13 protein-coding genes are annotated in these 18,385 nt (G+C 65.6%); 9 read left to right on the top strand and 4 right to left on the bottom strand.

Going from position 1 to position 18,385, the window contains the following annotated elements; all coding sequences use genetic code 11:
- Positions 1-43 precede the first annotated feature (43 nt).
- The 3 genes from N826_RS25455 to N826_RS25445 all read left to right on the top strand — a co-directional run bounded on the left by N826_RS25455 (position 44) and on the right by N826_RS25445 (position 7,473).
- Positions 44-1,891, top strand: coding sequence for an ABC transporter ATP-binding protein (locus N826_RS25455; RefSeq protein WP_044433357.1), 1,848 nt, complete (start codon positions 44-46; stop codon positions 1,889-1,891).
- 104 nt (positions 1,892-1,995) lie between these two features.
- Positions 1,996-4,329 (top strand): DUF3772 domain-containing protein, encoded by a 2,334-nt coding sequence (locus N826_RS25450; RefSeq protein WP_052832036.1) that lies wholly within the window; start codon positions 1,996-1,998, stop codon positions 4,327-4,329.
- 180 nt (positions 4,330-4,509) lie between these two features.
- Positions 4,510-7,473 carry a methyl-accepting chemotaxis protein gene (locus N826_RS25445; protein WP_044433471.1) on the top strand — a complete coding sequence of 988 codons (2,964 nt, stop codon included), beginning with the start codon at positions 4,510-4,512 and terminating at the stop codon, positions 7,471-7,473.
- 18 nt (positions 7,474-7,491) lie between these two features.
- On the opposite strand, the gene tehA is transcribed toward N826_RS25445, so the two are convergent.
- Together tehA and N826_RS25435 are read right to left on the bottom strand one after the other, a co-directional pair.
- A complete protein-coding gene (gene tehA / locus N826_RS25440; RefSeq protein WP_211099383.1) occupies positions 7,492-8,469 on the bottom strand; it encodes a dicarboxylate transporter/tellurite-resistance protein TehA in 978 nt (325 codons plus the stop codon).
- 164 nt (positions 8,470-8,633) lie between these two features.
- Positions 8,634-9,656 carry a TRAP transporter substrate-binding protein gene (locus tag N826_RS25435; RefSeq protein ID WP_044433355.1) on the bottom strand — a complete coding sequence of 341 codons (1,023 nt, stop codon included), beginning with the start codon at positions 9,654-9,656 and terminating at the stop codon, positions 8,634-8,636.
- A gap of 200 nt (positions 9,657-9,856) precedes the next feature.
- On the opposite strand from N826_RS25435, the gene N826_RS25430 reads away from it, so the two are divergent.
- Genes N826_RS25430 through N826_RS25420 form a run of 3 tightly spaced genes read left to right on the top strand, consistent with a single transcriptional unit; the run spans position 9,857 to position 12,815 of the window.
- Positions 9,857-10,666: an enoyl-CoA hydratase/isomerase family protein gene (locus N826_RS25430; protein WP_244619508.1), complete on the top strand. Its 810-nt coding sequence runs from the start codon at positions 9,857-9,859 to the stop codon at positions 10,664-10,666.
- A gap of 46 nt (positions 10,667-10,712) precedes the next feature.
- The gene (locus tag N826_RS25425; RefSeq protein ID WP_044433353.1) at positions 10,713-11,531 is read left to right on the top strand and encodes an SDR family oxidoreductase; all 819 of its coding nucleotides are present in this window, start codon (positions 10,713-10,715) and stop codon (positions 11,529-11,531) included.
- Between the two features lie 60 nt (positions 11,532-11,591).
- Positions 11,592-12,815 (top strand): ABC transporter substrate-binding protein, encoded by a 1,224-nt coding sequence (locus N826_RS25420; protein WP_244619509.1) that lies wholly within the window; start codon positions 11,592-11,594, stop codon positions 12,813-12,815.
- Positions 12,816-12,879: 64 nt separating this feature from the next.
- Here the strand turns inward: N826_RS25420 and N826_RS25415 are convergent, their stop codons facing one another.
- Together N826_RS25415 and N826_RS25410 are read right to left on the bottom strand one after the other, a co-directional pair.
- On the bottom strand, positions 12,880-13,869 hold the full coding sequence (locus N826_RS25415; RefSeq protein WP_044433351.1) for a flagellin N-terminal helical domain-containing protein: 990 nt from the start codon (positions 13,867-13,869) through the stop codon (positions 12,880-12,882).
- Between the two features lie 201 nt (positions 13,870-14,070).
- On the bottom strand, positions 14,071-15,336 hold the full coding sequence (locus N826_RS25410; RefSeq protein WP_044433349.1) for a UbiH/UbiF/VisC/COQ6 family ubiquinone biosynthesis hydroxylase: 1,266 nt from the start codon (positions 15,334-15,336) through the stop codon (positions 14,071-14,073).
- Positions 15,337-15,625: 289 nt separating this feature from the next.
- Here N826_RS25410 and N826_RS25405 point away from each other — a divergent pair, with 289 nt between their 5' ends.
- From N826_RS25405 to N826_RS25395, 3 genes are all read left to right on the top strand, one after another.
- On the top strand, positions 15,626-15,964 hold the full coding sequence (locus N826_RS25405) for a P-II family nitrogen regulator (RefSeq protein WP_044433347.1): 339 nt from the start codon (positions 15,626-15,628) through the stop codon (positions 15,962-15,964).
- 307 nt (positions 15,965-16,271) lie between these two features.
- Positions 16,272-17,477, top strand: a complete 1,206-nt coding sequence (locus N826_RS25400; RefSeq protein ID WP_044433345.1) for an aminotransferase class I/II-fold pyridoxal phosphate-dependent enzyme — start codon at positions 16,272-16,274, stop codon at positions 17,475-17,477.
- A gap of 172 nt (positions 17,478-17,649) precedes the next feature.
- The coding region (locus N826_RS25395) for a DNA translocase FtsK 4TM domain-containing protein (protein ID WP_044433343.1) at positions 17,650-18,385 on the top strand (736 nt) is incomplete at its 3' end.

The raw sequence follows: 18,385 nt of genomic DNA, 5'->3' as shown, positions 1-18,385 counted from the left end.
CGATCCGTATTGGAGCAGGCGCAAAGCTGCGCCGATCAGGTTCATGACTGTTGTCGATTCAACGCTGCGTCCGCGGCGGGCGGATGCGATCCGCACCGTTCTTTCCTTTACGTTCCGCCATTGGGGCCGTCAGCCCGTGCTCGTGGCATGGGTCGCCTTCGCCATGGTCACGGCTACCTTGGCCGACGTCTTCATGCCGTTCTTCGCAGGCAGGCTGGTCGACGCGCTGACCCTCCTGTCCGCCGACCGCGAAGCCGCGAAACACGCGGCACTGACCGCCTTCGGGGCGATGGTGGCTCTGGGGGCCGGCATGGTGGTCCTGCGCCATCTCGGCTGGAGCGGCATCATTCCGCTGACGCTGCGGATGATGGGCGATGTCTCCCAGGACGCCTTCCACCGCGTCCAGCGCTTCTCGACCGACTGGCACGCCAACAGCTTCGCCGGCGCCGTCGTCCGCAAGATCACGCGCGGCATGGGTGCGCTCGACACGCTGAACGACACGCTTTTGCTGGCCCTGCTGCCCTCCGTCACCGTGCTGCTCGGGACGATGGTGCTGCTGGGACTGCACTGGCCCGTGCTGGGTCTGGTCGTGGCGGGCGGTACGGCGGCCTATATCGCGCTGACGCTGTACCTCTCCACGGAATACGTGGCTCCGGCGGCCAAGCTGTCGAACGCCCTGGACACCAGGCTCGGCGGCATGCTGGCCGATGCGATCGGCTGCAACCCCGTCGTCAAGGCCTTCGGCGCCGAAACGCGGGAGGACGAGCGGCTGTCCCGCACGGTGACCAAGTGGCGGAACCGCACCCGGCGGACCTGGACCCGGCATACGCTGAGCGGGACGACGCAGAACGCCGTCCTGCTGGTGATGCGGACCGCGGTCGTCGGCACCTCGCTGATGCTGTGGTGGCACGGACGGGCGTCGCCCGGCGACGTCACCTATGTGCTCTCGACATATTTCGTCGTCCACGGCTACCTGCGCGACATCGGCATGCACATCAACCATCTCCAGCGCTCGGTCAACGAGATGGAGGAACTGGTCGCAATCCACGACGAGTCGCTGGGGATCGAGGACCGTCCCGATGCGACGCCGATCCGCATCGATGCCGGCGAGATCCGCTTCGACGGCGTCGCCTTCCGCTACGGCTCCCATACCGTGCCGCTGTACCAGGACCTGTCGGTGACCATCGCCGCCGGCGAGCGGGTCGGCTTGGTGGGGCCTTCCGGATCGGGCAAGACCACCTTCGTCAAGCTGATCCAGCGTCTTTACGACGTCACCGGCGGCCGGGTCCTGATCGACGGTCAGGATGTAAGGAACGCCACCCAGGCGTCGCTCCGTTCCCGGATCGCCATCGTGCCGCAGGAACCCATCCTGTTCCACCGCTCGCTGGCGGAAAACATCGCCTATGCCCGTCCCGGCGCATCTCCGGCGGAGATCGAGCACGCGGCCCGGCTGGCCAATGCCCACGACTTCATCTCGAAGTTGCCGAAGGGCTACGCGACTATGGTCGGCGAGCGCGGCGTCAAGCTGTCGGGCGGTGAGCGCCAGCGGGTGGCGCTGGCTCGCGCCTTCCTGGCCGATGCACCGATCCTGATCCTGGACGAAGCGACCTCCAGCCTGGATTCGGAGTCGGAGGCGCTGATCCAGCAGGCGATGGAGCGCCTGATGCAAGGGCGTACCGCGCTGATCATCGCGCACCGGCTGTCCACGGTACGGACCCTCGACCGCATCCTGGTGTTCAACCATGGGCGCATCGCGGAGGAAGGAACGCATGCGGCGCTGCTTCACCGGCCCAACGGCATTTACCGGCGGCTGTTCGAGCGGCAGTCGGAGCCGGTTCAGGATCAACGGGGCCGGGATCAACGGGACCGGGATCAAAGATCGGCCGGATAAACCCATGATGTCATGGTTCCGCCATAGGATGCGTTAACCATCTTCCGCTATGCATGAAGGGTCGAACCACCCTCGAGACTCAGGAATAACAAGGCAATTCGCGTATGTGGCAACGTCAGCCAGTGTCGCTCCGGCGGCTTCTCTCCTTAACTCTCTGTCTCCTCTGGATCTCGCTGGCTCCCGCCTTCGCGCAGTCCGGTTCCGATGACGGTCTCAATGCCGCCAACGCCGATCTGGACCGGATACAGGCCAGCATCGAAACGATGGCTCAGGACGACGCCGCGCTGGGCAACCTTCGCGCCGATACCCTGCGCATCCAGGACGCGACCGAGCTGATAGCCCAGGAGCTGACGCCGCAACTGACGGCGTTGGACGCCCGCCTGAACGAGCTGGGACCGGGGCCGGCTCCCGATGCGCAGCCTGAAAGCCCCGAGGTCCAGCAGGAGCGGGCCGACCTGTCGCGCCAGCGCGGCGACATCGACGCCCGGATCAAGCGCGCCCGCCTCCTGTCCGTCGCCGCCGCCCAGGCCGGCGATCAGATCACCGCCAAGCGCCGGGCACTGTTCGACGAGAAGCTCTGGCAACGGACCAAGTCGGTCCTGGCGCCAAGCTTCTGGGGCGATCTGAACCGGAACCTGCCGCGCGACGCATCGCGTCTCCATGATTTTGCGAGCGAGAACTTCTCGTCCCTGGTCGGGGTGGCCAACCCACGCAACATCGCGATTCTGGGCGGCGCGCTGGCGCTGGCGCTGGTCCTGATGGTTCCGGCTCGCCGGTGGCTGGAGGCGTCGGCCCGTCGGATTGCGATCGGCCAGATGCCGGCCAACCGGCTCAGGCGGTCGGCGCTGGCGATGTGGTTCCTGGTGACCACCATCCTGGCACCCTCGCTCGCCGCCATCATTCTCTATACCGCGCTGATATCGGTGGGCTCGCTGACCGACGGCGCCGAGCAGCTGGCCTGGATCGCGGCCACCACCGTCTTCGTCGTCTCGTACATCACCGGCCTCGGCCGGGCGATCCTGATGGACAAGGGATCGTGGCGGCTCGCCCCGATTTCCGACGAAACCGTCGGCCGCATCCGTCACTTTCCCTTCCTGATCGGCGTCGTCGCCGGATCGGGCACGCTGCTGGAGCAGTTGAACACCCTGATCGGCGCCAGCCTGCCGGCGACGATAGCGGGAAGCTGCCTGATTGCCCTGGTCACCGGCCTGGCCATCGGCAGCATGATGTGGACGCTGACCCGGATCCGCCGAAAGGCATTGCGGGCCAAGGAAGGCGAGGCGCCGCCCCAGACCCTGTTCTGGGGCCTGGTCTCGGTGGCGGTCTGGCTGATGCTGGCGGCGACGGTCTTCTTTTCGCTCAGCGGCTACGTGGCGCTGGGCGTCTTCATCGTCCGCCAGATAACCTGGCTGGCGATCATCGGCGGCACCGTCTACCTGCTGATGCAGTTCGCCGACGACTTCTTCACCAGCGTCTTCAGCGGCGAAGGGGCGATCGGCCGGTTCGTCTACACCATGATCGGCCTCAGCCCCGCCGCCGTCGATCAGGTCGGACTGCTGCTGTCGGGTCTCAGCCGGATCGTCATCCTGTTCCTGGCCGTCGCCGCGACGCTGGCACCGTTCGGCGCCGGAACCAGCGGGCTGCCCGGCCGGCTCAACACCGCGACGGCCGGCTTCACGATCGGCGAGGTCACGATATCGCCCGGCGCCATCCTGGGCGCCGTCGCGATCTTCATCCTGGGCATCACCATCGTCCGGGCCGTCCATGGCTGGCTGACCGACAAATACCTGCCGAAGACGTCGCTGGACGCGGCGGTGCGGACATCCGTCAGTACGACGTTCCGCTATATCGGGTTGATCGTCTCGACCGGAGCGGCCCTCAGCTATGCCGGGCTCAACCTTGGCAATGTCGCGCTGATCGCCAGCGCCCTGTCGGTCGGTATCGGTTTCGGCCTTCAGGCGATCGTGCAGAACTTCATCTCCGGCTTGATCCTGCTGGCCGAGCGGCCGATCAAGATCGGCGATTGGGTGACCGTCGGTGATGCCGAGGGCGACGTCAGGCACATCAACGTGCGCGCCACCCAGATCGAGCTGACGGACCGCTCGACCCTGATCGTCCCGAACTCCGAACTGATCACCAAGTCGGTCCGCAACAAGACGCTGACCAATTCGATAGCACGGCTCCAGATGAAGTTCAGCGTCCCCGCCGACAACGATCCCATCGCCGTCCGCGACCTGTTGCTGTCGTCGATGCGATCCCATCAGAACGTCCTTGCCGATCCGGCGCCCAATGTCTTCATCGACGGGGTAAGCGACGGCAGCGTGGCCTTCAACGCCATCGCCTTCGTGTCCAGCCCACGCAGCGTCTATTCGACCCGCAGCGCCCTGTGGTTCGATATCCTTCAGCGGTTCCGGGCGATGGGCGTACGTCTGAGCTGAACCGCCGCCGCATCGTTTCCCCGGCGGTACGTGGGTTTTCCCCGATTCCGCGTCCCGCCGGCATGCTCCTGTGACAAGTTTCAAATCTGATATATATGTCGAAAGGACTAGGCAAATAGTTTCAGATAATTAATAAAATACCATACAAATTATAGCCTCTTGCTGATGGCGGAGGTTCTGGTGCGCAACAACGGCCCGGTTATTAATCAAGAGGTCGAACTGGACGAAGGCGATCTTCTGGTCTCGCGAACCAACGCGGGTGGAACGATTACATTCGTCAACAAAAAGTTCGTCGAAATCAGCGAATTTTCCGAGCAGGAGCTGGTCGGCGCTCCCCACAACATCGTCCGCCACCCCGACATGCCGGTGGAGGCGTTCGCCGATCTCTGGGCCACGATCAATGACGGCAAGCCGTGGGAAGGGCTGGTCAAGAACCGGACGAAGTCCGGCAAATACTATTGGGTGCGGGCCAACGTCACGCCCCTGATCGAGGACGGCGAGATATCCGGCTTCATCTCGATCCGGTCGAAACCGGCCCGCGCGCAGGTGGAAGCCGCCGATCAAGCCTATGCCCGCATCGCCGCAGGCTCGGACCGGACGCTGAGCGTCCGGGAAGGCGCTCTCGTGCGCCGGGGCTGGCGGCAGACCGCCGGCAATGCGCTGGCAAGCGTCAGCGGCCGGCTGGCCGCCACCTTCACGATGCTCATCCTCGCCATCCTGCTGGTCGGCTGGCTCGGTTTCAGCGGCATGCACAACAGCAACGACAGCCTCCGGACGGTTTTCGAGGACCGCGTCGTTCCCCAGGCCCAGCTTGCCGAGATCGGCGCCGGTCTGCGAGCCAACCTGCACCGCATATCCATGATGGCGCTCCATCTGAAGGATGGCGATCGGGGCGGGATCGCGACGCTCACCGACGAAGTGGGCAAGGGCAGCCGGCAGACCGATGCACTTTGGGCGCAATACATGGCCACCTACCTCACCGAAGAGGAAAAGCTCCTCGCCGCCGCCTTCCAGGAGCGGCGCGCCCTGTTCCTGCGCGATGGACTCGAGCCGGCGCTCGCTCTGGTCGCGGGGGGAGACGGCACCCGCCTGACGGAACACCACGACGCCAGGCTGTTGCCGCTGTTCGAGGAGATGATCGACGCCAACAGGAAGCTGGAGGAACTCCAGATCCGGGTCGCGGCCGAGGAATATGCCCGGGCCGGCAAGGAGCTGGGCAGCCGCCTGGGACAGGCTGCGATTGCCCTGGTCCTGTCGATCATAGCGGCGGTCGGGGCCGGCTGGCTGCTGCTGCGCACTGTGCGGACGCCGTTGCGCCGGTTCGAACAGCATTTCAACGCCATCGCCCGGGACGACCGTGCGCATGTGGTCGAAATCCCGGCCGTGCCGGAATTCCGCCGTCTGGCCGCCCAGTTGCGGGCGCTCCAGGTGAAGCTGGCCTACAACGCCCAGGAACGGCTGGAGGTCGAGGCGCGCCAGAAGGCGCACACACGCATGACCCTGCTCGAGACCTGCAAGACGATCGAGAGCGACCTGGACGTGACCTGGGTCGAGGTCGAGGAAGGCAACGACCGCGTCACCGGCGGGGTCGGCCAGTTGCTCGACGCGCTTTCGGTCGTCCGGGAAAGTACGGCCGTCGTTACCACTGCCGCGGATCAGGCGAGCGCCAACGCCGCCAGCGTCGCCGCCGCGACGGAGGAGCTGAGTTCGGCCGGCAACGAGATCGCGCATCAGGCCGCCCGGTCCAGCGGCATCGCGCGCGACGCGGTGTCGAGCGCCCGCGAGGCGGCGAACGCCATCGGCCGCATGGAGGAAGCCACGGCGGAAATCGGCGACGTCCTGAAGCTGATCGCCGATATCGCCAGCCAGACCAACCTGCTCGCCCTCAACGCCACGATCGAGGCCGCTCGCGCGGGAGAGGCCGGCAAGGGCTTCGCTGTCGTCGCGAACGAGGTGAAATCGCTGTCCAACCAGACGCGCAACGCCACGGACGAGATCACCAGACAGATCGTCGGCTTGCAGGATGCGGTGAGCGGCAGCGTCGCGTCGATCCGGTCGGTGATCGACGTGATCGGCCAGATCGACAATGCCGCGGCTTCCACCGCGGCGGCGGTGGAGGAGCAGTCGGCCGCCAATGGCGAGATCGGACGCAGCGCCGTACAGTCGGCGGACGGCGCCACGCAGGTGTCGTCCAGCGTCCTGATGATCCGGAACCAGTCGGACGACATCAGCCGGGTGGCCCAGGATGTCAGCGACCGCGTCGCCACGACCCATCGGGCGATCCAGGACCTGAAGCGGCGTCTCGTGATCGCCTTGCGGCAATCCGTCGCCGGAGACCGCCGGTCTTCCGACCGCCTGCCCTGCGAACTTCCCATCACCCTGACGATCTCGGGCAGCCCGCTGCCGGCCACCATGCTCGACCTGTCGCTTGACGGCATGCTGCTTTCCCAAAGCGGCCTGCCGGCGATGCAGGAAGACAGCGCCGTCTCCGTCACCCTGGCGGGCGTCGGGGAACTGCCGTGCCGGGTTGCCGGCACCAGCAGCTTGGGGTTGCACCTGTCCTTCAAGCATTTCGACGGGGACCTGACCGACCGGCTCGCCGGCTTCTACCAGGACATGCATGCCGCCGAGGAAGGCTTCATCCGGCTGGCGCAGGACACCGCCGCGAGGATCTCGGAGGCGCTCGACGCCTCGTTGAAGCGCGGCGATATCGGGGAGGAGGATTTCTTCTCGACGAAGCTGACGATGATCGAGGGGACCGGGCCGCAGCAGTTCATGGCGCCGTTCACGACCTTGCTCGACCGCATCCTGCCGCCGATCCAGGAACCCGTCCTTGCGGTCGATCCGCGCATCCAGTTCTGCGTCGCCATCAACGTGACCGGCTACCTGCCGACCCACAATGCCAGATACTCCGAGCCGCAGCGTCCGGGCGACGTGGTCTGGAACGCCCAGCACAGCAGGAACCGCCGGGTCTTTGCCGACCGTTCCGGCCTTGCGGCGGCCCGCAGCACCCGCGACTTCCTTATCCAGGCCTATAACCGCGACATGGGCGACGGCCGCCTGATCCGCCTGAAGGAGGTGGACGCGCCGCTCATGGTGAATGGGAAGCACTGGGGCGCCGTCCGCATCGCCTATACGTCGTGAACGAAGGCCGGAGAGCCGTCAGTCGGCGGCGGCAACCGGCGCGACGCTCGCGGGCAGCAGCTTTCCCCTGACGAGCAGGGCGATCGTCCCGAGCAGGATCGCCCCGATAATGACGTTGGCGGCGGCGAACAGGGGAAGGGCCATGCTGGCGACCGGTCCGGCATAGCCCTTCTCGATGAATCGCAGCGCCGCCAGCGGCAGGGCCGAAACCGCGAAGGTATAGGCCCAGTAGCCGGCGGTGAAGGACTGTACCCGCAGCCACGGGACCAGCCGGATCATGATCGCCGCCTGGAACAGCGCGTAGCCGAAAAGCATCTGCGCCATGACGTCCGGCGGTCCGGCGGTCACGCTGAGATAAGCGACGCAGCCGACGGCCGGCGGCGCCAGATGGATGCCGAGCGTGGTCCTGAGGGCGGGCGCCAGCTCCGGCAGCATCATGAGGCGGTGGACGATCAGGCTTTCGAGCACGATCCACGAAATGAAGCCGCCGCCGAAGAACAGGATGCCCCAATCCGCATGTCCGAAGGCCGAAAGCGCTATGGCGCTGACGAAGCCGCCGCCGACCGTCGGCATGTAGAGCACCGGCGTCGTCGTTTCCGGCGTACGCCCTCCCTGCCAGATGCCGCCCATGCCGTAGGCGCTGAACACGACCTGTCCGGCCACGCCGGCCATGCAGAGAACCCAGGCAGCATACGGCAGCATCGGCGCCAGCACGATCGCCACGATCATCGACGAGACCGGCAGCAGCGCCAGAAAGAAGCCCTGGACCGGATGACGCGCCTCCGCGACGGCGTCATCACGCGCCCAGAACCACTTGCCGGCATACAGGACCAGCAGGGTCGCCCAGATCAGCGCGGTAAGCACCGCCAGGACATCGCCGACGACAGCAGGAGCCTGCCAGATCCTACCGGCGGTGCGCCACCCGTTCGACAGCCCGCCCAGTCCCAGGATCATCCCGAACAGCGTGACCGGAACCGTTGGGAGAGGAAAGGACAACACTTCACCCGGCTTGAGGAGAAACAGGAAGCGCATGGGTGTAGACGCGCCGCATCGGGAGCGTCAAGGAATGCCACGCTCCAATTATCTCAAAACGATCAGTATTTTCCAATGGGGCGGACCCATCGAATGTCCGCCCCGCACACCATCGTTGCCGCCGGGGCTTAGTTCTTGCCGGCGCGGATCTTTTCCAGTTCCGCCATCATCTCCTTGGCGCCGGCTTCGCCGAACTCCTGGATGAACTTGGCGGAGACCGGCTTGGTGATCTCGCGCAGCTTGGCGGTTTCCTCATCCGACAGGGTGGTCACCTGGATGCCCTTGGACTTGATGTCCTCCAGGGCAGTGGCGTCGAAGGCGCGGATGGTCTTGCGCTCGAAGGCGGTCGCCTCGTTGGCCGCTTCGGTCAGGATCTTCTGCTCGTCGGGGCTCAGCTTGTCCCAGAACTTCTTGCTGATCAGGAAGGCCCAGACGCTGTAGATGTGGTTGGAGATGACCGTGTGCTTCTGCACCTCGTAGAACTTGGAGGCGATCAGGGTCGCCAGCGGGTTCTCCTGGCCGTCGACCGTTCCCGTCTCCAGGGCGGTATAGACCTCGGGGAAGGGCATCGGCAGGGCGTTGGCGCCCAGCGCCTTGAAGGTGTCGATGAACAGCGGGTTCTGGATGACGCGCAGCTTCAGGCCGCTGATGTCCTCCGCCTTGGCGATCGGGTGCCGGTTGTTGCTGATCTGGCGGAAGCCGTTCTCCCAGAAGCCCAGGCCGACCAGACCCTTCTCCGGCAGCTTCGCCATCAGCTTCTGGCCCCAGGGGCCGTCCAGCAGCGCGTCGGCTTCCTCCGAGGAGTTCAGCGCGAAAGGCAGGTTGATCAGGCCGAACTCCTTCAGGCCGGCGATGCCGACCAGCGTCGAGGTGTCCGGGATCGTCATTTCCTGCGTGCCGCCCTGGAGCGACGAGACCATGCTGACGTCGTTGCCCAGCAGGCCGCCGGCGAACAGCTTGACCTTGATCTTGCCGTCGCTCTTCTGCGACACCAATTCGCCGAACTTGGCGACCGCCTGACCCTGCGGGTGATCGGCGGTCAAGCCGATGCCGACCTTGATGTTGCGTTCCTTGATGTCGGCCGCACCGGCCGGCGCCGCGGCCATCAGACCCGCGAGCAATACGCCGGCGTAAAATTTAGCCCGTTTCATCGGGTGTCTCCCCCAGAATTACCAGTTGTGCAAAAGCCACGTGCGGTTGCGTCGTGTTTTAAGCGAAGCCTCCGGTATGTTCAATTAGTCCGATGGTGCATTGTTCCTGCCCCTGCTTATTTCCTCCGGCTGTTGAGGACGGGCGAGCCAAAGGTTACCTTTGTCACACATCGAGAAATGCCGCAGCCGAGGAAACCGCCGTGACCACTGACATCAACGATCGGGTACTGCTCGACATCGAGAACGGCGTCGCGACGCTGACGCTCAACCGGCCGAACGCCCTCAACGCCCTCGATCCGGCCTTGGCCGAAGCGCTTTCCGCCGGCTTGTCGCGTTGCGAGGAGGACGATACGATTCGCGCCGTAGTGCTGCGCGGCGCCGGCGAGAACTTCATGGCCGGCGGCGACATCAAGATGTTCGCCGGTCTCCTGAACGAGCCGGACGGTCCCCGGCGCGGCTATTTCGAGCGCCTGATCCATCAGGTCCACGCTTCCATCCTGATCATGCGGCGCATGCCCAAGCCCGTTGTCGCCAGCGTGCGCGGGGCGGCGGCCGGGTTCGGCGTCAGCCTCGTGCTCGCCTGCGACCTGGCGCTGGCCGCCGACGACGCGGTCTTCACGCTGGCCTATTGCCACATCGGCGTCAGCCCCGACGGCGGCTCCACCTTCCATCTGCCGCGCGCCGTCGGCATGAAGAAGGCGATGGAAATAGCATTGCTGGGCGACCGCTTCAGCGCCACCGACGCCGAGAGCGCCGGGATCATCAACCGCGCCGTCACCTCCGCCAACCTGGAGGAGGAGACGCTGAAGCTGGCCAGCCGGCTTGCCGCCGGACCGACCCTGGCCTATGGCCGGACCAAGCAGTTGCTGAACGCGGCGCTCGACAGCAGCTTGGAAACCCAGCTTCAGGCGGAGGCCGAGCGGTTCGCCGCCAGCGCCCTCACCAAGGACTTCGCCGAGGGCGTCACCGCCTTCGTGGGCAAGCGGAAGCCTGTGTTCACTGGCCAATAACCAATAAAAATCAATCAATAAGGTCATATCCAGGGAAGGTTTCACCATGGCCGATCTGTCCGGCAAGACCCTGTTCATCACTGGCGCCAGCCGTGGCATCGGCAAGGCCATAGCGCTGCGGGCGGCTCGCGACGGCGCCAACATCGTCATCGCCGCCAAGACGACGGAGGCGCATCCGAAGCTTCCCGGCACGATCCACAGCGCCGCCGAGGAGATCGAGGCGGCGGGCGGCAAGGCGCTGGCGCTTCAGGTCGATATCCGGGACGAGGCCCAAATCGCCGACGGCGTCGCCCGCGCGGTCGAACATTTCGGCGGCATCGACATCCTGGTCAACAATGCCAGCGCCATCAGCCTGACCGGCACGCTGGACACGCCGATGAAGCGGTTCGACCTGATGATGGGCGTCAACGCGCGTGGCACCTTCGCCACCAGCCAAGCCTGCATACCGCACCTGAAGCGGGCGTCGAACCCGCATATCCTGATGCTGTCGCCACCGCTCTCGATGCAGCGGAAGTGGTTCGCCCCGCACACCGCCTATACCATGGCCAAGTACGGCATGAGCATGTGCGTGCTGGGCATGAGCGGCGAGTTCAAAGGCGACGGCATCGCGGTCAACGCCCTGTGGCCGCGCACCCTGATCGCTACAGCCGCCCTCGCGATGATCCCCGGCGTCGATCCGGGCATGGGCCGCAAGCCGGAGATCGTGGCCGACGCGGCCCATGCCATCCTGACCCGCGACAGCCGCACCTGCACCGGCAACTTCTTCATCGACGACGAAGTTCTGGCGCAGGAAGGCGTAACCGACCTGAAATCCTACTCGGTCGATCCAGATAAGGCCCTGCTGCCGGACCTGTTCCTGGACTGACGGTTTTCCACGGATCGACGGTCCGGCGAAGGGAGGAAAAAAACACCAATGAAGACGCCCATGACCAAGCAGCCAATGACCAAGCAACCCATGACCAAGCGGAAGACCTTCATCGCGGCCTGTGCCCTCGGCCTTGGCCTCCTGACGGGAGGAGGCGCCACGGCTCATGCCGCCGATGTCGCGATCGGCTATATCGGCCGCCAGGAACCGCCGCGCGAGCCGCTGTCCTTCGTGGAGCCCATCCTTGAGGACGAGGGACTTCAGGGCGCCCAGCTCGCCCTCAAGGACAACGAGACGACCGGCCGTCTGCTCGGGCAGAACTTCACCCTGGACGAAGTCATCGTCGAGGAAGACGGCGATCCCGCCGCAGCCGCGCGGGAGCTGCTGGGGCGCGGCGTCAAGCTGATCGTCTCCGACCTGCCGGCCGATGCCCTGATCGCCATCGCCGACTTGGCCGAAGCGAGCGACGCCCTGATCCTCAACGCCCGTGCGCGGGACGACGGATTGCGCCGCGACAGGTGCCGGGCCAACGTGCTTCACACGATGCCCAGCCGCGCGATGCTGGCAGACGCGCTCGGACAGTACCTCGTCTTCAAGCGCTGGACGCGCTGGTTCCTGGTGGAAGGACCGGGCGAGGGCGACAAGAAGTACGCCGATGCGATCCGCAGGACCGCCAAGCGCTACAACGCCAAGATCGTCGAGGACAAGCCCTGGACCTTCGAGACCGGCAACCGCCGCACCGACAGCGGCGCCGTCAACGAGCGCGACGCCATCCAGGGCTTCACCCAGGTCGGCGATTACGACATCCTGATCGTCGCCGACGAGGAGGACCAGTTCGGCGAATACCTGACCGACCGCACCGCTCGTCCGCGTCCAGTCGCCGGCACGCAGGGCCTGACCCCGACCGCGTGGTCGCGGGTGACGGAGAACTGGGGCGGCACCCAGCTCCAGCGCCGGTTCGAGCGGCAGGCCGACCGGAGCATGACCGAGCGCGACTACAGCGTCTGGCTGGCGGTCCGCACCATCGGGGAAGCCGCGACCCGCACCAGTTCCGCCGATCCCAAGACCATCGAGGGCTTCATCCGCAGCCCCGATTTCGCGCTCGGCGGCTTCAAGGGTCAGCCGCTCAGCTTCCGCCCCTGGGACGGCCAGATGCGGCAGCCGGTGCTGATCGCCAACCCGCGCATGCTGGTCTCGGTCTCCCCGCAGGAAGGTTTCCTGCATCCGGTGACGGAGCTGGACAGCTTAGGTGACGACAAGCCGGAAACGCAGTGCAAGTTCTGAGCACCGGGGCCCGGGTGCAGAAGTCCGGTGGCAAAGCGGTCGGCGCGCGTTGCGCCGGCCGACGTCAGACCAGCATGCCCAGGACGACCCTGTTGCTGTTCTGGGTGATCGCCAGACCCTGCCGCGCCATCTCCTGCTTGACCTTGTAGGCCTGGAAACGGGCGCTTTCCTTGGTCATGTCGGCGTCGATGATCGACCCAAGCCCACCCTCGCTGGCGGCCGCGATGTCGGTGTTGTAGTTGATGAAGTTGTCAACGCTGCGCAGGTCCTTGAACAGCCCGTTCATGACGCGGCTGAGCGAGTCCTCGAACTGCGAAAGCTTGTACGCGCTGCTGCCGCTGTCGTCGATCATCGCCGCCGCCCGCGCCGCGTCGGGCACCGGGATGGTCTGCAACTCGCTGGGGACGCCCTGGCTGTTCGTCACGGGGGTATCGCCTGTGTTCAGGAACACCTTCGCCCATGACTGGGCAAGGTCTTCCTTGTTGCGGGCTCCCGCCGTCGCATTGGGATCGGTGAAGCCCGGCAGCGTCAAGCTGCCGCCCGTGGTGTCGTAGTCGCCGATGGCGGTCTGCCGGCCTTCGACGTTCGCCACGACCTTATGCGGCGCCGTGTAGATGCTGTTGTAATAGTCGCCGTCCGAAACCAGCGACGTGCCGTCCTTCATGATGGCGTTGTAATGATCCAGGATCTCACCGGCATATCGCTTGTAGCGGACCTCATAATTGGTCCGCTCCTGACCGACCAGCGACGTGTCCGCGAGCTTGGTCAGCGTCCTGCGGACTTCAGCGGTCAGTCCTGACATCACCGAGACCGCCTCGGTCGTGCGGTAGATCGAATCCTTGGTGGCGTTCAGCCGTTCGTTGACCGCGTTGATCGCCTTCACGTTGGTATCGATGCGCAGCGACGTCGCATAGGAAGCGCCGTCGTCATAGGCGGTGGATATGGTCTTCCCGGAGGCGAGTCGCGATTCGACCGACTTGGTGAATTCCGCTGCCATGCCCAGCGACCGCAAGGCAGTCATCTGCACGGCATTGGTATGGATCGACATCGACATGACGAAGCCTCCGAACTTCCGGACCGATCGCGAAACCCTGGAAAGGGAAGCGGTGGCCGGGAGTTGTCCTGGGACCGGCAGCTTATGCCGATCGGCAGATATCACCTGTAGGCAAAATCTGCCTGGGCCATTTTTGCCCACAAGATTTAAGGCTTCATGAACGGGCCGGAAAAGGTCTCGGCCCGCCAAGCGCTTACCGCCTTACAGCGGCTCTCCCCTGATCATCCGGGGCAGATCGCCGACCATCCCCATGGCGTGCCGCATGAAGAACTTCTTGAGCGGCGGCATCCGGTTGACCGCCGCCATTCCAAGGTCGCGCGCCAGCTTCAGCGGGCCGAAATCGTTGGAGAACAGGCGGGTGAGCAGGTCGGTGACCGTGATCAGCGTCAGGTTGTCGAACCGGCGCCAGCGCTCGTACCGGGCCAGCGGTTCGGGACCGCCGACGTCCAGCCCCAGCCTGTGAGCATCGACGATGACTTCCGCCAGCGCCGCGACGTCGCGCAGCCCCATGTTGAGGCCCTGGCCTGCTATGGGGTGCATCGCGTGGGCGGATTCGCCGACAAGCGCCAGCCGCTGCGCCACGTAGCGTTCGGCATGCAGCACCGACAGCGGCCATGCCGACCGCTTGGTCACGACCCGGATCGGACCCAGCCAGGAACCGACCCGCTTCTGAAGCTCCACCGTGAAGGCCGCGTCCGACAGGCCCATGTACATCGGGACGCGCGACTTGTTCTCGCTCCACACGATGGAGGAGCGGTTGTCGGTCAGCGGCAGGATCGCGAAGGGACCGCCCGGCAGGAACTTCTCGACCGCGACTCCGCCATGGGGCTGGTCGTGGGCGATGTTGCAGATCATGGCGCTCTGGTCGTACTTCCAGGTCACGACCCCGATGCCGGCCTGCTTCCGGCAGAAGGAGTTCTTGCCGTCGGCCCCGATCACCAGCCTCGCCCTGACCACCCGCCCGTCGGACAAGGTAACGCGTGCGCCCTTGGCGTCGCGGTCGATCCGGGTGACCTGGGCCGGAACGATATGGCGCAGCCCCGGCAACTCGGCGACGCGGGCGAAGAGTGCGCGGCGGATCACGATGTTGTCGGCGATCCAGCCGAACGGGCCGATCCCGACATCCTGGTGATCGTAATGGAGGAACAGGGGCGACTCCTGATCGACCACGCGGATGTCCAGGATTGGCTCGGCGTCCTCCGCCATGTGCGGCCAGACCCCGGCGCCTTCCAGCACCCGTTTCGAGCAGAAGGCCAGTGCCGTCGTCCGGCCGTCGAAGTCCTGCTCCATCTGGGTCGGCGGCGTGTCGCGGTCCAGGCAGATCACGGGAACGCCGGCGCTCGCGAGCGCAGCCGCCAGGGTGAGGCCGGCCAACCCGCCGCCCACGATAACCACATCGGTCGTCATCTCGAGCGAGTCGGTGGTTGCTTCGGCCACAACGGGCCGCACGGTGTCTGATGTCGTCATGATTAGCAAAATCGGCCGCCGGTCTCCGGATGTCCAGCGTGTCTTTAGGACGCATCGGGAGGTGAGGCTCCATAGGGTGTGATTAAATAAAATGCATATAATGTCTATAAATTAGGCGGCTTGGCCGAAAGGGCTATGCATCGCGAAGCGGTCATGCGACGTTTCCGGTGAATCGACGCCCCGGCACGCTTCTTGAAGACCGGGTCGTCCCAGTATGGTCGCAAGTGGCTCGACCAGACGTATCAGGTCAAGGGCTTCGTCCGGCGATGAGAACAAGGGGAAAGCGTTCATGAAACTCGTAGTGGCCATCATCAAACCGTTCAAGCTCGACGAAGTGCGCGAGGCCCTTACGACGCTCGGCATCCAGGGGCTGACCGTCAGCGAAGTCAAAGGGTTCGGCCGGCAGAAGGGGCAGACCGAGATCTATCGTGGTGCTGAATATTCGGTCAGCTTCCTGCCGAAGGTGAAGGTCGAAGTCGCCGTGAGCGAGGAACTGGCCGAACAGGTGGTCGAAGCGATCCAGAAGGCAGCCAACACCGGCCGGATCGGCGATGGCAAGATCTTCGTACTGGAAATCTCCCAGGCCGTGCGTATCCGCACCGGCGAAACCAACGGCGAAGCGCTTTAAGCGCGGGCCGCGAGGCGCTGTAAGCGCTAGCGACGACGTCTCCGTCTCTTGCGCATGAGGGCGTGGCCCGGCGGAATGGCAGTTCCGCCGGGTTTTCCATGCCTGGACCCGCCAAATGCCGAACCCGCCGCATATCCCCGGCATCATGGTTGACGCGCCGTTAACTATTTAATGCGACAAGCCTGCGGGCGGATCGGCTCGAAGCGGTTGGCTCGAAGCAGTTGGCTTATACCAGTTAGCTTGTACCGGCCTCCCGCCGCCGCTACACTCCGTTTCCGTTTTGTACGAAACTCCGGGGCCGTCCGGCATGCTGTCTTCCCCGCTCGTAAACGACCGGCTCAGCCGGTTGAGCGACTATCCCTTCACCCGGCTGGCGACGCTGCTGTCCGAGATCACGCCGCGCGCCAATGTCGAACCCGTCATCATGTCGGTGGGGGAGCCCCAGCACGCGCCTCCGGCCCTGATAGACGAGATTCTGCGCACCAAATCCCATCTTTGGGGCAAGTACCCGCCGGTGGCGGGAACGCCTGAATTCCGGGCATCGGCCGGTGGCTGGCTGAACCGCCGCTACGGCCTTCCCGCCGGTATGATCGATGCCGAAAAGACCATCCTGCCGGTGGCGGGCACCCGGGAAGCGCTGTTTCTGACGGCCCTGCTGGCCGTGCCCGAGTCGAAGGCCGGACAGCGTCCCGCCGTGCTGCTGCCCAACCCTTTCTACGCCGCTTACGAGGGCGCCGCCGTCATGGCGGGCGGCGAGGCGGTCTTCCTGACCACTACGCGCGAGACGGGGTTCCTGCCCGACCTGGACACGCTGTCGCCCGAGCTGCTGGAGCGTACGGCGCTGTTCTATCTGTGTACCCCGTCCAACCCGCAGGGAGCCGTCGCTGGCCGGTCCTACCTGGAGCGTGCGATCGGGCTCGCCCGCCGCCACGGCTTCGTTCTGGCGGTGGACGAGTGCTATGCGGAGATCTACGACCGCGAACCACCGACCGGCGTGCTTGAGGTCGCGGCGGCGACGGGCGGCGACCTGTCCAACCTGCTGGTCTTCCATTCCCTGTCCAAGCGTTCGAATGCCGCGGGATTGCGCTCCGGCTTCGTGGCCGGGGACCCCGATCTGATCGCGCTGTTCTCGCGGCTGCGCAGCTATTCCATCGCCGGGACACCCTTGCCGGCCTTGGCGGCCGCGGCGGCGCTGTGGGACGACGACGAGCATGTGGTCGAGAACCGCGCCCTTTACCGTGCCAAGTTCGATGCGGCGCAATCGGCGCTGGAGGGCCGCTTCGGCTTCTACCGCCCGGCCGGCGGCTTCTTCCTGTGGCTCGACGTCGGCGACGGCGAGGACGCCACGGTCCGGCTGTGGCGCGACGGGGGCATCAAGGTCCTTCCCGGCGCCTACCTGACCCGACCCGATGCCGACGGCGTCAACCGCGGCTCATCCTTTATTCGCATAGCACTGGTTCACGATGCCGCCACTATCGCGGAAGCCTGTACCCGCATCTCCAAGATCCTCTAAGTCAGATCCCAAACCCGTTCCCAGGCCCAAGCCAGACCCGAAGACCGATACAAAGCCTGCCAAGACCAAGCAGACCACGACCAAGCAGACCCAGACCAAGCAGACCCAGACCAAGCAGACTGCACCCGATACCGCACGTTCCCGCGCCACACGACAGAAGAGCAAGGCTTCCATGGCGACCCGTACAGCCGCATCGAATACCACCAGCGGTTCTTCCGGGCGGACTGCCGCCCAGCCCGGCGGCCGGCCCGCCGGACGCGCGGCGCCCAGGGCCGCCAAGGCCCCCCTGCTGCCGCCGGCATTGCGGGACTTCATCAAGCTGCGGGCGGTCGAGGTCACCGGCCTGATCCTGGCAAGTATCGGGCTGCTGCTGATTCTGGTCCTGCTGACCTACGAGCGCGGCGATCCCTCCTGGAACACCGCCGTCAATCCGGAAGCCAATCCCAAGATCGCGAATATACTGGGATTGCCGGGCGCCTATGTCGCCGATCTGCTGATGCAGTGGGTCGGCGTCGCCTCCTATCTGCTGGGCGGCATCGTGATGGCCTGGGGCCTGCGCATCATGAGCCACAGGGGCTTGAGCCGGCTGCCGCTCCGCGTGTTCCTGGCGATGGTCGGCGTTCTGCTGGCCTCGATCTTCTTCGCCGAGGTCCCGGCATTCCCTGGCTGGCAGCTCACCCACGGCCATCTCGGCGGAACGGCGGGCGCCATCCTGCTGGCGGCGCTGTCCAAGCTGACCGGCGGCCTGCTCGATATCCTGGACCGCTCGTTGCTGGCGATGATCGCCGGCGGCATTTCGGCGGTCTCTGTGGTCGGCGCGCTGGACCTGTCGCTGCGCGACTGGCGCGACGGCGCCCGCGGCGTCGGCTGGGCGGTAGGGGCCGCGGGGCGCGGTGCCCGCGAAGCCG

It is taken from the genome of Skermanella aerolata KACC 11604 (assembly GCF_000936425.1).
Classification (GTDB): Bacteria; Pseudomonadota; Alphaproteobacteria; order Azospirillales; family Azospirillaceae; genus Skermanella; species Skermanella aerolata.
The sequence above is the reverse complement of the archived record's forward strand: the minus strand, read 5'-3'. Positions and strand labels throughout refer to the sequence as shown.